Below are 14,462 nucleotides of genomic sequence, written 5' to 3'. Positions count from 1 at the left end.
TTAAAATTTATAGGTGGCGCTCAGTGCAAAGCTTCTTAATTTTTGAGGGTTCACCGTGCCGTAGCCTACCCAGTATTTCTGGTTAGTAAAGTTATCTATCTTGGCTCCGAACCTGTACCTGTTGGTATCGTAAAATGCTGAGGCATTCAGTATGGTATACGATGGCAGTGTAAATACGCCTAAGGTGCGGCTGTTGATAACTTTGTTATCGCTGGCGTAATTGCCGCCAATACCAAAGCCTAAACCTTTAACTGCGCCTTGTTGAATTTTGTAGCTTGCCCAGAAGTTAGCCTGATAAGGTGAACCCGCTGTTGCAGGCCGCAGACCTTCAACCGTAGCATCGGCAGTTTTGGTAAGCTTTGAATTATTGTAAGTAAAGCCTGCGGTTAAGTTTAAACCTGGTAGCGGGTTTGCGATTACTTCGGCTTCAAAACCTTTGCTGAACTGCGTGCCATCCTGTACAGAAAGTATCGGGTTTACGGTAGATGGGCGTACAATATCTTTTACCTTGATATCATAGTAGCTAACAGTACTGCTTAGTTTACCATCAAACAGATCTAATTTTACACCACCTTCAATTTGGTTGGCCTGTTCAGGTTTAAGTGGTTTGTTGTTTTCGGTAGTACCGGTTTGGTTGTTAAAGCTGTTTTGGTAGTTGGCAAATAACGATACGTGATCTTTTACCGGCTGGTAAACCAGGCCAAATTTTGGAGAGAACGCGGTTTGTTTATAAGCGCCGGAAGTTTTTTCTGAAACCGGGTCGTAATTGCCTTTGTTGTCAAACCTGTCTACACGTAAACCTGCAGATGCTATTAATTGATCGGTAATGTTAAATACATCTGAGATATAAGCACTATATGTATTGCGTTTATACATGGCCGGATAGGTAAAACCTATGTTGCCTGCTGCATACATGGCATCCATCGCAGCTCCGTTGAAATTGCTGTAGTTATGATTACCGATTACTGATACAGTATCAAGTGTACTGCCGTAGAAGTACTGCTGCGAATTTTCCCTGAAGAAATCCAGACCGCCAACAAACCTGTTACGGAATTTGCCTATTTTGAAATCGCCGTTAAAGTTTTGTTGAATTTCCATCATATCGTCCTTGCTGTTGCGGGTAGCCTGATCGTTTCGCGAAATCATATTGCCTGGCAATAGATAATAATAAAGACCATGGCCGTCTGAATAGCTATGTGTATAGCTCAGGTTGGTACGCGAGGTCCAGGCATCAGAGATCTTGTATTTTACTTCGCCATAGAAGTTTTTGTTTTGCGATATCTGAGTAAGACCGTCACCGTGGTAGCTTTGCCTGTAATCAATATTTGACTTATCAGGACTGCTGAAACCCATTTGTTCAACAGTTAGCCCATAAGGGAAAAAGTAGATAGTTTTGCCTACGTTTTTGCCGTAAGATAGCTCCGCGTCGGCGCTGATAGTTAACCTGTCGTTAGCTTTGTAAACGATGCTTGGGTCGATAACCACATTGCGGGAAAAACCATTATTCTGAAAACTACCGTCGTGGTTAAACGCGGTATTTAAGCGGAATAGTACTTTTTTATCTTTATCAAGCGGTGTGTTGATATCTGCGCTACCACGGTAAAAACCGAAGTTGCCGCCTGATAAGCTCACCTCACCACCAAAGGTGTCATAAGGCTTTTTAGTTACACGATTGATTAAACCACCGTATGATGTTAGCGCGTTGCCAAACAAAGTACCAGATGGGCCTTTGATCACTTCAATTCTTTCAATATTTGCTGCATCAACGCTGTTGGTAACCTTACCGGCAATACCGTTGCGAATAGAGCTTTGCACAATAAAACCGCGGCTGTTAAAGTAAGCGCCTCCATCGCCACCGCGACCGGTTGCATCCCACATTTTTTGTAAACCCGGGGTATTCCTCAGCGCGTCATCAACAGAAAAAATTAGTTGTTCCTGGATCAGTTGGCTGCTGATGGTATTGTAAACCTGCGGGTTTTCGAGGTTGGCTAATGGCATTTTAGCCACATCTTCGCTGCGGGTGCGTTTAAATTTATTGGTTTTGTTTGCGTTGATATTTACTTCCTGTAAACCATGAACGGTATTATCAACGGTTATGGTTTGAAGATTGGTTGTTTGACCAGCCTTTACGCTTACAGCCTTTTCCTGACCTTTTGCGCCAACTTCGGATATAACCAGCGTGTAGTTACCTTCAGGAGCTTTAATTTCAAAGAGGCCGTTTTCGTCTGTAATAGTACCAAACTTGGTGCCTTTAAGTGTTACCGATACGTTTTCGGCCGGGTCGTTTTTTATGGTAATAACTTTACCTTTTAGAGTACCCCTTGCTTGCTGCGCCAGAGTAGGGAGTGTATTAATAAGCAGCAATAGCGCTAAAACTGTGAGAGGAAATAACTTTTTGAAAGCTTGTAGGGGTTGAATCATTGTTATTTAGACTAAATATAAATAATTGCGCAAAAGTAGTCATGCAAGTGTTATAATGCAAATTATTTATAATAAATCTAAATAAAGATGTATTTAATACTGTAAATCAGGATATTAGTTGATTTTGTTGGCTGGAATCAAATCGATCTTTAATCAGATCAGTTTAACCAGTTGAGATACTTACGAAGTTTTAAAAACTTCGTAAGTCTGGCAGAAGGGATAGGTAAACACTTAAATATCCATCACTTCCTTTTTCTTCTTGCTCTTCATTCGCTTAGGTACAAACTCCAGTATCTCAGCTTTTAAAGCTTCAATCATCCTGCGTTTTAAAAAGTTACGCTGTATCACAATGCTTACCTCACGGGCCGGCTCCGGCGATTTAAAGTAGCGCACTTTATCCAGCTGTTTTTCGCTTAGTTCGGATAGGGCCAGTTCGGGTAGGATGGTTGCCCCGTTGTTTTGGTCGACCATGCGTTTAAGGGTTTCAACGCTGCCGGTGTTGTATTCAAAATGTTGAAAACCCCGGGTTGATTTACGTCGCTGGCAAATGTTCAATACCTGTTCGCGCATGCAGTGGCCTTCGTTCAAAATCCAGATCTCCTCCATATCTATATCATCCGGAACGATGTTTTTCTTTTTAGAGAGCTTACTGTTTTTGGATACATAGGCTACAAAGTTTTCATAAAACACCGGGATCTCTGTAAGGTTACTTTCATGCAGCGGCGTGGAGAGGATCCCGCAATCCAACATACCCAGTTTTAACTGTTGAATTATCTCGTCGGTGGTTTGTTCCCACACAATCAGTTTTACCTGCGGATATTTTTCAATAAAGCCGTGGATGATCTTGGGCAATATGTATGGAGAAACGGTAGGAATGATGCCCACCCGTAGTTCACCTGAAAGTTCCTTTTGCCTGTCGGAAATGATCTCTTTGATCTTTTCGCTTTCAGACAGCATTACACGTGCCTGGCTAATAATTTCAATCCCTATTTCGGTAGGGACTACCGGTTGTTTACTCCTGTCAAAAATCTTGACGCCAAGGGTATCTTCCAGTTTTTGTACCTGCATACTTAGCGTTGGCTGGGTAACAAAACATTTTTCGGCGGCTAAAACAAAGCTTCGGTAGGTATCAACCGCCACAATATACTCCAGTTGTGTAATAGTCATGTAATATAGATAAATGCTATGCAAAGATAATAATTATTGATTTTTTCTATTCAAATATTTTCGTGAGGTTTGAACTATCAAACGCAACTAAATATGGAAACAAACAAAAAGAAACTAACTACAGCATCGGGCAGACCTTACGTGGAAGATGAAAACTCTATGACAGCTGGTCCCCGTGGGCCTATCCTGTTACAGGACTATATCCTACACGAAAAAATGGCGCACTTCAACCGCGAAAGGATTCCTGAGCGGGTGGTTCATGCCAAAGGTTCCGGGGCCTATGGTACTTTTACAGTTACACACGATATTTCAAAATACACCCGCGCCAAACTATTTAACAATATAGGTAAACAAACCAAATTGTTTCTGCGTTTTTCGACCGTTGGTGGCGAAAAAGGTTCGGCCGATACCGAACGTGACCCACGCGGCTTTGCCATTAAGTTTTATACCGAAGACGGCAACTGGGACCTGGTTGGTAACAACACCCCGGTATTCTTCATAAAAGATCCTAAAAAATTCAGTGATTTTATCCATACCCAAAAACGCGATCCTTACACAAATTGCAAAAGCGCCACTATGGTGTGGGATTTTTGGTCGTTAAACCCTGAAAGCTTACACCAGGTAACTATTTTGATGAGCGACCGTGGTACGCCTTATGGATACCGTCATATGGATGGGTTCGGCAGTCATACCTTCTCATTCATCAATGCAAAAAATGAAAGATTTTGGGTTAAGTTTCACTTTAAAACCCAGCAGGGCATTAAAAACTTTACCGATGCCGAAGCTGGTGAAATGCGCGGGAAAAATCCTGATTTTGCACAGCATGATCTATTAACAGCTATCGATAATGGCGACTTCCCGAAATGGACGCTCAAAATACAGGTAATGCCCGAAGCAGACGCCAAAACCTACCATATTAATCCCTTTGATTTAACTAAAGTATGGCCACACGCAGATTATCCTTTGATTGAAGTGGGCGTATTGGAATTAAACGAAAACCCGGATAACTATTTTGCCCATGTGGAACAGGCTGCGTTTGCACCGGCGCATGTTATTGATGGCGTAGGCTACTCGCCGGATAAAATGCTACAGGGCCGCATCCTTTCATACCCTGACGCCCATCGTTACCGCTTAGGTGGTAATTATGAACAGATTCCTGTTAACAAATGCCCATACCTGGTAAACAATTACCAGCGCGACGGCCAGATGGCGGTTAATGGTAATGGCGGATCAAACCCTAACTATTTCCCTAATAGTTTTGATGATATCGAAATAGATCAAAGCTATAAAGAGCCAGCCTGGGATTTTGGCAGCCCGGTAGGCGACTGGTATGACCGTAATGCCGAAGGTGAAAACGATCATTATACCCAGCCGGGAAATCTTTACCGACTGATGGATGCTCAGCAGAAAAATGATTTGATTGCCAACATCGTAAACTCAATGAGTGGTATTGAAGGGCCTAAAAAAGATATGATCATCAACCGCCAGCTTTGTCACTGGTTTAGGGCTGATATCAACTTAGGTATGGCCGTTGCCAAAGGCCTGGAGCTTGACCTGGCCGAAACGATGAAGCAAATGCCTCAAGGTGTTTAACCCCTAAAACTTCCGATAAAAGAACGGCTGTCCCCCCAAAAGGACGGCCTCTTTTTTGCTGTCAATTTTCGGAGCCAAGCTGTTTTAACACTGTTTTTGCATAAGTGTTGCCAATAGTAATAAGCCGGCCACCTATCTCAATTTCGCTTGCCGAATAAGATTGAATATGGTTTAGCGCAATAATATACGACCGGTGTACACGCATGAAATGGCTGAGCGGCAATTTCTCTTCAAAATAATTGAGGGTTTGGTGGGTAACTATCTTTTTGTCGGTTGTATGTACCTGCACGTAATCTTTAAGCCCCTCTATAAACAAGATGTCTTTTAGTAATACCCGAACCATTTTTTTATCGGCCTTTATGTAAATAAAAGCCTCTTTTATATCATCATTTACAAAAGTTGTTTGGGGATCTATATTGCCTGTTGGATTAGTGAGGCTCTCATATTTCTCAATAGCTTTCAAAAAGCGATCGAACGGAACGGGTTTTAGCAGATAATCAATTACGTTAACTTCAAAACTTTCAAGGGCATATTCCCGGAAGGCTGTTGTTAATATCACTGGCGGCGGATTTTTTATGGAGCGAAGCAATTCGAGCCCGCTTAACTGCGGCATTTTAATATCCAGAAAAAGCAGATCGACCTTATCGTTTTTTAACGCGGTAAAAGTTCCGGCTCCGTCAGCGCATGATGCCACAAGTTTAAGCTGTGGTAATTGGGCAATGTAACGCTCAATAATACCCCGCGCCAGTTCTTCATCGTCGGCAACTATACAGTTTATTGTTTTCATAGGTTTATTTTGAGTTCAGCCTCAAACGATTCATCGTTTTTTGTAAGGTTAAGGTAATGTTTGCCCGGGTATAGCAACTCAAGTCGTTTTTGCACATTGGCCAAGCCTATTCCCGGTTTAGGAGGGATTGCTTTTGCCACATAGCTGTTTTCAACCTTAAAATAAAGATGCCCATTTAAATAATTCAGATTAATAGTTATCCAGCCCGACCCTTCTTCAACCCCATGCTTAAACGCGTTTTCGACGAAAGGCAGGAGCAGAAGCGGGGCGATCTTTACATCGGCATTTACACCGGCGCACTGAAAAGAAATATCAACCCTGTCGGCAAAGCGGGTTTGCTCAATGCTGATGTAATCTTTTAAATAGTTGATCTCGTTGTTTAATGATACCGTATCACCGGATGTTGAGTAGAGCATGTAATGCATCAATTGTGATAAGCGAAGTACCAGCCCCGGTGCCATGTCCGACTTGTTGAGGGTGAGCGCATACAGGCTATTAAATGTATTGAATAAAAAGTGCGGGTTGATCTGTGCTTTCAAGAGATTGAGCTCAGCGGTAAATTTCTCTTTTTCTATCTGCCTTAAATGTTTTTCACGCAGTATGTTATCTCTCATAAGCTGAAATACCATAGTGATGGCAAGTATTGTTCCCATTTCAAATGAAAGGCGTGTTATCCGTATTGGGATCCAAAATGTTTTTATTTCCAATTTATATCTGGCCGGGTCATGGACCTGTTCCCATGGTAGTACAAAAAGGTGGGTGAGTAGCCTTGTAAGTACACCGCCGATAGTTATTATTAATAAAAAGAATACGGCATATAAAACATACCTGCGCCTGCGATATAGCCATGGCATTAGTATCAGCAGATTTATATAGGTAATAACTATGGTTAATGGTACCGTAATACCTATAATTTGCGGAGGTAGCTGAAAGCTAAGTTCATCTACATTGTTCCATTTATAGGTTACCGCCTGATACAGTATGTACGCCAGCCAGAATAAACTGTGCCTTATGATGTCTTTATAAAGTATGTGTTTGAGTACCGGCATGGTTAAAAATGCTGAATTTTTATTTGTACGGCCAATTTTTTTGCGAGTAACGAATTGAAAACCTTTAACAGGCAATTTATCTCCCTGAAATTAGTTCGTCGTTAAAAATGCCCTTTTGACGGCACATGATTGCCCTTACAGCTAAAAATATAAAAAGCGATATTTTATGTGTGTTTATTTGTTCAAAATCAACAATTTAAATACAAATGAAAGTTAAATCAGTTATAATTGCCTGCCTGTTGTTTGCAGCCGCAGCGCAAGTAAAAGCACAATCTTATAGCAATTTCGCGCATGTAAAAGAACTAAGCAAAAGTGCGCCATATGATAATACAGGGCATCAGAGTTTTCCCGACTTTACTTATCAATCGCAATTAAGCCCACAACTAATTGGTTTGAGGCAGGCATTTAATCTTGATTCGGTTGCCGGCAAAGGTTCTCAAACCGATAGGGCCATCCGTTTACTAAATTGGTTTCATAACCAGGTGCCGCATCAGGACACGCTTAATATTGATTCGCTGAATACCATGAACGTGATCTCTTTTTATCGTTCGCACAAGGTGGGGCAGGGCTGCTATGTACTGTCGATAGGGATGAATGATATTTTCTTAGCTATGGGTTTTAAGTCGAGAACAGTTATTTGTTTTTCTGACGCTTATCCTGTAGCACACGGTGGGCATGTGGTTAACGCGCTGTATATCGATTCGCTAAATAAATGGATCTATATCGACCCGCAGGAAAATGCCTATATGAAAGATGAGAAAGGGGCGTTTTTAAGCATAGAAGAAGTGAGGCAACGTATAATTGACGGCAGACCGATCATCTTAAACAGCACGGCTAATTATCACAACATCCCAACTAAAAAGGAAGATTATGTATATACCTTTTTAGCCGAGCATTTATACAGAATGATATGCCCGGTTGTTAGCGAATACAATTCGCAAACAATTACGCCAGGTAAAGTTTTTACATATGTGGAACTGCTGCCTGTTGGGAGTAAAAATCCCAAAGCCGATAGGTTTGAAACATCGGTTAGTAAATGGTATAGTGTGATAACCTATCATACAAACAACAGCAACTTGTTTTGGAAGAAGCCATAAGGCGGTTTTCTCTAATATGCTTGTTATTCATAAAAGCCATTCTGCCAGGATGGCTTTTATATTTTTACAATAAAGTCATTCGCATTAATTTCCCCGCAAACAAATCTTATAAATCCTTACTTTAGGATATATGCTTCCTTTATTAATTGCCGAACAAATTCGCGAGGGTGATGCCTATACCATTGCTCAGGAACCGATATCATCTGTGGACCTGATGGAGCGTGCTTCCAGGGCTTTTGTGGGATGGTTTGCAAATCGTTTCCCCGATAAAAATGAACCCATAACTTTTTATTGCGGAACCGGGAATAATGGGGGCGATGGCTTAGCCATAGCTCGTATTTTATGCGACCATCATTATAATAATCTGCATGTTGTTATAGCCCGTTTTTCTGATAAAGCTTCTGCCGATTTCAATCATAATTTTGAAAGGTTAAAGCAAACCTGCGTAACAATAACCGAACTTGGCAATGGCGAAGAGATTCCTGTAGATAACAGCCCGGTAATAATTGATGCATTACTCGGCAGCGGGTTAAACAAGCCCCTTTCTGGCGATTACGAGCGGTTGGTTAATTACATCAATGATCTTGACCGCACAGTTGTTTCGGTTGATGTACCTACAGGCTTTTTTTCCGAAGGAGAGGTGCCAAAAGATACTGTTGCCATAAAGGCCGATTTAGTGATAACTTTTCAGCAGCCCAAGATCAATTTCCTGCTGCCTGAGTCGGCACCTTATATCAATTGCTGGGAAGCGGTAAATATTGGTATCGATGAAAAGTTTGTGCAGGGCCTTAATTCGCCATATCAATTTATTGAAGAAAAAGATATCAGGCAGATGCTCAAACCTCGTCATCGCTTCAGTAATAAAGGCACTTACGGGCACGCCCTGATCGTGGCGGGACAGGCAAAAACCATGGGAGCAGCCTTGCTAAGTTCATCTGGCGCGGCACATGCGGGGGCGGGATTGACGACGGCCTGTATCCCCGAAAGCGGTTTGACGGCACTTAACAGCTATCAGCCCGAAATTATGGCTATAGTGAGGACCGGTGATGAACTTCCTGATATTGAGTGGGATAAATTCAGTTCGATTGCTGTGGGGCCAGGTTTGGGTAAAGAAGCTGGTGCCCTGGAGTTGTTAAATGCTATCATTAAAAACTATAAAAAGCCATTAGTTATTGACGCTGATGCCCTGAACCTACTTGCGGAAAATCAGGAGTTGTTAACTCAATTGCCTGCCGGGAGCGTTTTAACTCCGCATATGAAAGAGTTTGACAGGCTATTTGGTGATCATACCAATTGGTGGCAGCGGCTACAGAAAGCAATAGTTAAGGCAAAAGAACTAAACCTGTGTATCCTGCTGAAAAACGATTATACTATTGTGGCCACACCTAATGGTACAGCCTATTTCAATTCATCGGGCAATGCCGCTATGGCAAGCGGAGGGATGGGCGATGTGCTTACCGGTATAATAGCCGCGTTGCTTGGCCAGAAGTATGCTCCGGAACAGGCTTGTATTATTGGTGCCTACATTCATGGTAAAGCTGGTGACGAACTGGCGTTGCCTAACCGCATGCATGTTGTTTTGCCGGGTAAACTTATTGCGCAATTGCCAATCACCATGGCAAAATTAAGGGCATAAAAAAACGGCCGCAAGTATTATACGCCCGTTTTAATTAACTATTAACTGATCTTATAAAGAACTAAATACTCAAATCTGGGGGTTAGGAATTTTAGGTTTTTTCTCTCGTTTATGTCCTAACTAATCATAAGACGCTTGCACGTACTTATTAGTTACAAAAAAACTAATAATTGGTTTTGGGTTTCGTTAAAAATATGTTAAATAATTTATTCCGTGAACTTTAGGTTTACACGAAATATAACTACTAACGGATAAAAAACAAAAAGCTTACATCGTTTTCGGAATAAATCTGAAAAAAATGTAAGCTTTTTTATTTATGAGCAACCTAAAAGGCGGCTATTTATGGTTTTAGTATTTGCCGAGTACCACCATCTCTGATAGTGTTGGGCTTGCACTTCCGCCTCGTGGCTCAAGGGTTACAGCAAACGCATCGGCTGCGGCTATTGCTTTCATGTTCTTGAAGCCGCTTGAATCAGATGTAGCATCAAATACACCCAGATCGACCGGTTTGCCACCCACCAGTGCCCAAAGCTGGTATTGGTGATTTTGATCATTGGCAGGTAGTTTAAGGCCTTCCATATCAATAACCACTTTTTGTTTAGATGGACTAAAGGCAACAGTCATTATTGACTCAGGCGATTTTGCCGTACCTCTTAAGTGGATCAGTTTGTATGATGTGTCTCTTAACAGGTTCAGTTCACTATCCTTCGCGCTAACCGTATTGCTAAAATGCTGATTTTGCGCCTGCATGGCACTTAACTGGGTATTGGTGTCGTTAAGGCGGGTATAAAGATTATATAAAGCTATGGCGCTTGCTAATAATAAAGCAAGGCAAGCTGCAAATGCGTATTTATAAAAGTTGGTTCCTTTATCGGCGTTAGGTTGCATGGCTACAACATTTTCATGTTGTACGTGGGTTGGCGTCGGAAAGTTGTTATCGTCGCCAAAATTTGTTAGCAGGCTGCCTAATACACGGTTACGTAATTGTTCAGATGGTTCTATCGCGTTTTCTTCAGCATATAATTCTATTGACCGCTCTATTTCATCCAGCTCAGCCTTAATAGCCGGATGCTTTGAAGCCATCTCTTCAACTTGTAACCTTTCGGCCGGGGTAACATCCCCCAGAACGTAAAGTTCCAGTATCCCTGATTCAATATATGCTTTTAAATCTTCCACTTTCTCAATTAAAATGTTTTCTGAGTTCCATGATTGCCATTCGTAACCGGGTTTTAATGGTTCCCAGCGGCATGCCTAACTCTTCGGCGGCTTCCACATGGGTATAACCTTTAAAATACACCAGCTCTACAATTAGCTTTTGTTCGGGTTTTAGCGTTTGCACTAAATCCTTAACGCCCATTAACTCAGGTTTGTAAACTGTGTTCCTTTGCTCGTCAATGAAAGTTACGTTATTTTCAATCTCCTGGTTTTTGTTTTGGTTCTTAAAATCTTTCGATCTGATTTTATCTATCGCGAGGTTGCGCGCGATATTAACCATCCAGGTAAATAAACGGCCTTTTTCAGTACTGTAGCTTGAAAAGGAATGCCAGATTTTTACAAAAGTTTCCTGTAAAACATCTTCGGCTATAGCGGTGTCATTTATAATGCGTGATATCACCCCGAATAACGAGGCCGAATACATATCGTATAGCGCTTCTACGGCAATTTTTTCCCGGTGCTGTAATGACAGCACCAGTTCTTCTTCCGACAGCGATATTTTTCGTTTTTTACTCAACTTGGTGAAGATATAAAGGAATTATCACATTTCAAACAGATGTTTTTCTGCGTGATAAGAAGAGCGTACCAGTGGTCCGCTTTCTACATATCTAAAACCCTTGTCAAGTCCAAATTGTTTGTAACGGGCAAACTGATCTGGGTGGATCCAGTCAATTACCGGGTGATGGTTGCGAGTTGGCTGTAAGTATTGGCCTAATGTAAGTATGTGTACGCCGGCTGCAAGCAGATCATCCATAGCTTCCAAAACATCTTCTTCAGTTTCGCCCAGGCCAAGCATAATGCCCGATTTGGTGCGCAGGCCAGCTTCTGAAATATGTTTCAAAGCCTCAAGGCTACGATCATATTTTGCCTGGATGCGAACCTCTTTGGTAAGGCGCCTTACGGTTTCCAGATTGTGAGATACCACTTCGGGCCTGGTTTCTAAAACGCGGGCAAGGTTATCCCAGTTACCTTTAAAATCGGGTAACAAAGTTTCTAAAGTAGTTTCCGGGCTTTCGCGGCGGATGGCGTTAATGGTTTCGGCCCAGATAATGGAACCGCCATCTTTTAAATCGTCGCGATCTACCGAGGTAATGACACAATGCTTTACCTGCATCAGTTTTACCGAAGTAGCTACGCGGTTTGGCTCATCAACATCAACAGCCAACGGCCTGCCGGTTGCGACAGCGCAAAACGAGCATGAGCGGGTACAAATATTACCAAGGATCATGAAAGTAGCAGTACCGGCTCCCCAGCACTCGCCCATATTGGGGCAGTTACCACTTTCGCATATAGTGTGCAGTTTGTGGGTATCAACAAGACTGCGTACGTGAGCATATTCTTTTCCTGTAGGAAGTTTAACCCTAAGCCAATCGGGCTTACGCACAGGCTGGCTAACAGCAGGAACTACCGGCAATTCAATCATGGTGCAAATGTAGTTAAATATTTAGTTGATGGGGAATGGTTCATTGTTCATAGTGGCAGCAAATGACTGCAAAATGATCATTTGCTGTAACGTACTAACACTAACATTTTATGAACCCATGAACCATGAACTATGATCCATGAACAAAATTAATTCAATACTTCTAAAGTTTCATCAACGGAGATACCGCTGTGCGATTGGTCAAGAATGCATTCGCCATTTTTGATGAGTAATAGCTGAGGCGACTCATGATGTACCTGGAATAATTGCGCAACCTGGTTTGACAGATCGCGGTGTTTGATCAGGTCTAAAAAATAGAGGGGCATATTTTCGGGAAGATTGTCCCAGTCAAGCTCAAATCGTCTTTTTGCCATCATGCTGATGGAACAGCGTGTGCTGTGTTTAAATATAAGGCTATAGCCTTCCTGCTGCTTGATCTGCATAAGCTGATCGGCCGTCTCCAACGAAATCCAGTTCATATTTATTATAATAGTTAAAATGCTATAACGTAATTATAACACAAAAACTCTGCAATGTGTTTAAACAGGTTTAAAAATGACAATTAACTGTTAACGACCTGTTTTAGGATATGAACCGTAAGCAGGGCACAATTTGTTTGAGCAGGATGATACTGTTGCAATTGCCGCCGCTATAAGTGCTATGTAAACTAATTTTTTCATGTTGAGCTAAATTAACTGCTTTAACGTGTGTTAACTGTTTAATGTTTCGGCAAGTGCAGCCATTTTGATAGCGGTGATAGCCGCTTCATCGCCTTTATTGCCATGTTTGCCACCTGCCCGGTCAATAGCCTGTTGCTGATTATCGGTAGTTAATACACCAAATATAACAGGTTTTGAATATTTTATAGATACATTACTTACGCCGTGTGCTACCGCGTCGCAAATAAAATCAAAATGTCTTGTTTCGCCCTGTATTACACAGCCCAGGCAAATTACCGCGTCAAGGTCGCCTTTTTGCAGCAATAGATCGGCTCCTGAGGTAAGCTCAAAGCTGCCCGGTACCTGGTATGAAAAAATGTTTTCGGCCAACGCCCCATTGCTTACCAGGCTTTGGTATGCGCCCTGGTAAAGTGCATTGGTAATTTCGGCGTTCCACTCGGCCACGACAATGCCAAAGCGATACGGTGCTGCCGAAGGTATTTCGGTATTTGAAAAGTCGGAAAGGTTTTTAAGCTGTGTAGCCATTTTGATTTCGGATATTTTTATTTCGAATTTCGGTGGTTCGATTTCGGATTTGTTAAGCGCTGTGATTGACGATTAAAATGTGCTTATAAAAAAAATCGATTCCGGATTTAAAGGTATTTAACTACCTGATAAATCCGAAATCGAAATTCTCAAATCCGAAATAAATTATTGTTTTGCTTCAGCGCGTGCTATATACTCGTCGATATTTTGAGCTTCTGCACTTTCAGGATATTCATTTTTTATCCTTTTATAAGCGTCGGCAGCTTCTTTGTTGTTTTTTTGAGCCTCGTAAGTTAAACCTAACTTTTTAAGGTAAAGTGGCGATAAGAATTTGTTTTTTGCCTTGTCAACCGCTTTGCTGAAATAAGTTTCTGCTTTTTCGTAGTCTTTCAACTCTACGTAAGCATCACCTGTGCTGCCGAAAGCTTCGGCTGCAATCATGTTGTCGTCACCGCGATAGTTAGTCAGGTTGTCAACGGCTTTGCGGTAATCACCTTTATTTAAATACGCTGTACCCAGGTAAAAATAAGCCAGGTTAGCAGCTTTAGTGTTGCTGTAATCGCTGATGATTTTTTCAAAACCAGGGAAACCGGCATCGCCTTTAATGGCTTTGTCCCAGTTTTTTTGCTGCCAGAACTCTTGTGCTTTATACATTTGGTTAGCGGCAGTAACTTCACGCGGACCTAAGTATAATTTAATGTAAATAAAATAGATAGCAATAAGGGCGACGATAGCCCCTACAATAAACAGTAAGCTTTTTTGGTTCTCGCGTACAAAATTGCCACTCTGACCAAAATTGTTTTCTGGTGCTGCAACTTTGGTGTTCGCCTGGGTTTTTGACATTGTTGTTCTAAAATTAAGTTTGCAAA

13 protein-coding genes are annotated in these 14,462 nt (G+C 41.8%); 3 read left to right on the top strand and 10 right to left on the bottom strand.

Annotation, left to right across the window (positions count from 1 at the left end):
* Together DUL71_RS27780 and DUL71_RS27775 are read right to left on the bottom strand one after the other, a co-directional pair.
* On the bottom strand, positions 1-2,421 hold the full coding sequence (locus tag DUL71_RS27780; RefSeq protein ID WP_114941087.1) for a TonB-dependent receptor: 2,421 nt from the start codon (positions 2,419-2,421) through the stop codon (positions 1-3).
* Between the two features lie 231 nt (positions 2,422-2,652).
* Complete coding sequence (locus DUL71_RS27775) at positions 2,653-3,588, bottom strand: hydrogen peroxide-inducible genes activator (protein WP_114941086.1); 936 nt, start codon at positions 3,586-3,588, stop codon at positions 2,653-2,655.
* Between the two features lie 93 nt (positions 3,589-3,681).
* Between DUL71_RS27775 and DUL71_RS27770 the strand changes: the two genes are divergently transcribed.
* On the top strand, positions 3,682-5,181 hold the full coding sequence (locus tag DUL71_RS27770) for a catalase (protein WP_114941085.1): 1,500 nt from the start codon (positions 3,682-3,684) through the stop codon (positions 5,179-5,181).
* A 61-nt stretch (positions 5,182-5,242) separates the two neighbouring features.
* Here DUL71_RS27770 and DUL71_RS27765 read toward each other — a convergent pair whose 3' ends face one another.
* Complete coding sequence (locus DUL71_RS27765) at positions 5,243-5,968, bottom strand: LytR/AlgR family response regulator transcription factor (RefSeq protein ID WP_114941084.1); 726 nt, start codon at positions 5,966-5,968, stop codon at positions 5,243-5,245.
* On the bottom strand, positions 5,965-7,017 hold the full coding sequence (locus DUL71_RS27760; protein WP_154402489.1) for a sensor histidine kinase: 1,053 nt from the start codon (positions 7,015-7,017) through the stop codon (positions 5,965-5,967). Before DUL71_RS27760 ends, DUL71_RS27765 begins: the two co-directional genes overlap by 4 nt.
* A gap of 206 nt (positions 7,018-7,223) precedes the next feature.
* Between DUL71_RS27760 and DUL71_RS27755 the strand changes: the two genes are divergently transcribed.
* Positions 7,224-8,114: a transglutaminase domain-containing protein gene (locus DUL71_RS27755; RefSeq protein ID WP_114941082.1), complete on the top strand. Its 891-nt coding sequence runs from the start codon at positions 7,224-7,226 to the stop codon at positions 8,112-8,114.
* Between the two features lie 130 nt (positions 8,115-8,244).
* Positions 8,245-9,750, top strand: a complete 1,506-nt coding sequence (locus DUL71_RS27750) for an NAD(P)H-hydrate dehydratase (RefSeq protein ID WP_114941081.1) — start codon at positions 8,245-8,247, stop codon at positions 9,748-9,750.
* Positions 9,751-10,098: 348 nt separating this feature from the next.
* Here the strand turns inward: DUL71_RS27750 and DUL71_RS27745 are convergent, their stop codons facing one another.
* The 6 genes from DUL71_RS27745 to DUL71_RS27720 form a co-directional block, all read right to left on the bottom strand.
* Positions 10,099-10,926 carry an anti-sigma factor gene (locus tag DUL71_RS27745; RefSeq protein ID WP_112568893.1) on the bottom strand — a complete coding sequence of 276 codons (828 nt, stop codon included), beginning with the start codon at positions 10,924-10,926 and terminating at the stop codon, positions 10,099-10,101.
* 4 nt (positions 10,927-10,930) lie between these two features.
* Positions 10,931-11,482, bottom strand: coding sequence for an RNA polymerase sigma factor (locus tag DUL71_RS27740; protein ID WP_114941080.1), 552 nt, complete (start codon positions 11,480-11,482; stop codon positions 10,931-10,933).
* Positions 11,483-11,506: 24 nt separating this feature from the next.
* A complete protein-coding gene (gene lipA, locus DUL71_RS27735; protein ID WP_112568889.1) occupies positions 11,507-12,388 on the bottom strand; it encodes a lipoyl synthase in 882 nt (293 codons plus the stop codon).
* 149 nt (positions 12,389-12,537) lie between these two features.
* Entirely contained in the window at positions 12,538-12,867 is a 330-nt protein-coding gene (gene ytxJ / locus DUL71_RS27730; RefSeq protein WP_114941079.1) for a bacillithiol system redox-active protein YtxJ, read from the bottom strand.
* Between the two features lie 231 nt (positions 12,868-13,098).
* Positions 13,099-13,593, bottom strand: a complete 495-nt coding sequence (gene ribH / locus DUL71_RS27725; RefSeq protein WP_114941078.1) for a 6,7-dimethyl-8-ribityllumazine synthase — start codon at positions 13,591-13,593, stop codon at positions 13,099-13,101.
* Between the two features lie 165 nt (positions 13,594-13,758).
* A complete protein-coding gene (locus tag DUL71_RS27720; RefSeq protein ID WP_112568883.1) occupies positions 13,759-14,436 on the bottom strand; it encodes a tetratricopeptide repeat protein in 678 nt (225 codons plus the stop codon).
* Positions 14,437-14,462 lie beyond the last annotated feature (26 nt).

Source organism: Mucilaginibacter endophyticus (assembly GCF_003351025.1).
Classification (GTDB): Bacteria; Bacteroidota; Bacteroidia; order Sphingobacteriales; family Sphingobacteriaceae; genus Mucilaginibacter; species Mucilaginibacter endophyticus.
This window is presented reverse-complemented; position numbering and strand designations above follow the sequence as displayed.

Excerpts from the sequence above, each read along its gene's own strand:
- DUL71_RS27780 (WP_114941087.1), bottom strand. The coding sequence starts at position 2,421 with ATGATTCAACCCCTACAAGCTTTCAAAAAGTTATTTCCTCTCACAGTT.
- DUL71_RS27775 (WP_114941086.1), bottom strand. The coding sequence starts at position 3,588 with ATGACTATTACACAACTGGAGTATATTGTGGCGGTTGATACCTACCGA.
- DUL71_RS27770 (WP_114941085.1), top strand. The coding sequence starts at position 3,682 with ATGGAAACAAACAAAAAGAAACTAACTACAGCATCGGGCAGACCTTAC.
- DUL71_RS27765 (WP_114941084.1), bottom strand. The coding sequence starts at position 5,968 with ATGAAAACAATAAACTGTATAGTTGCCGACGATGAAGAACTGGCGCGG.
- DUL71_RS27760 (WP_154402489.1), bottom strand. The coding sequence starts at position 7,017 with ATGCCGGTACTCAAACACATACTTTATAAAGACATCATAAGGCACAGT.
- DUL71_RS27755 (WP_114941082.1), top strand. The coding sequence starts at position 7,224 with ATGAAAGTTAAATCAGTTATAATTGCCTGCCTGTTGTTTGCAGCCGCA.
- DUL71_RS27750 (WP_114941081.1), top strand. The coding sequence starts at position 8,245 with ATGCTTCCTTTATTAATTGCCGAACAAATTCGCGAGGGTGATGCCTAT.
- lipA (WP_112568889.1), bottom strand. The coding sequence starts at position 12,388 with ATGATTGAATTGCCGGTAGTTCCTGCTGTTAGCCAGCCTGTGCGTAAG.
- ytxJ (WP_114941079.1), bottom strand. The coding sequence starts at position 12,867 with ATGAACTGGATTTCGTTGGAGACGGCCGATCAGCTTATGCAGATCAAG.
- ribH (WP_114941078.1), bottom strand. The coding sequence starts at position 13,593 with ATGGCTACACAGCTTAAAAACCTTTCCGACTTTTCAAATACCGAAATA.
- DUL71_RS27720 (WP_112568883.1), bottom strand. The coding sequence starts at position 14,436 with ATGTCAAAAACCCAGGCGAACACCAAAGTTGCAGCACCAGAAAACAAT.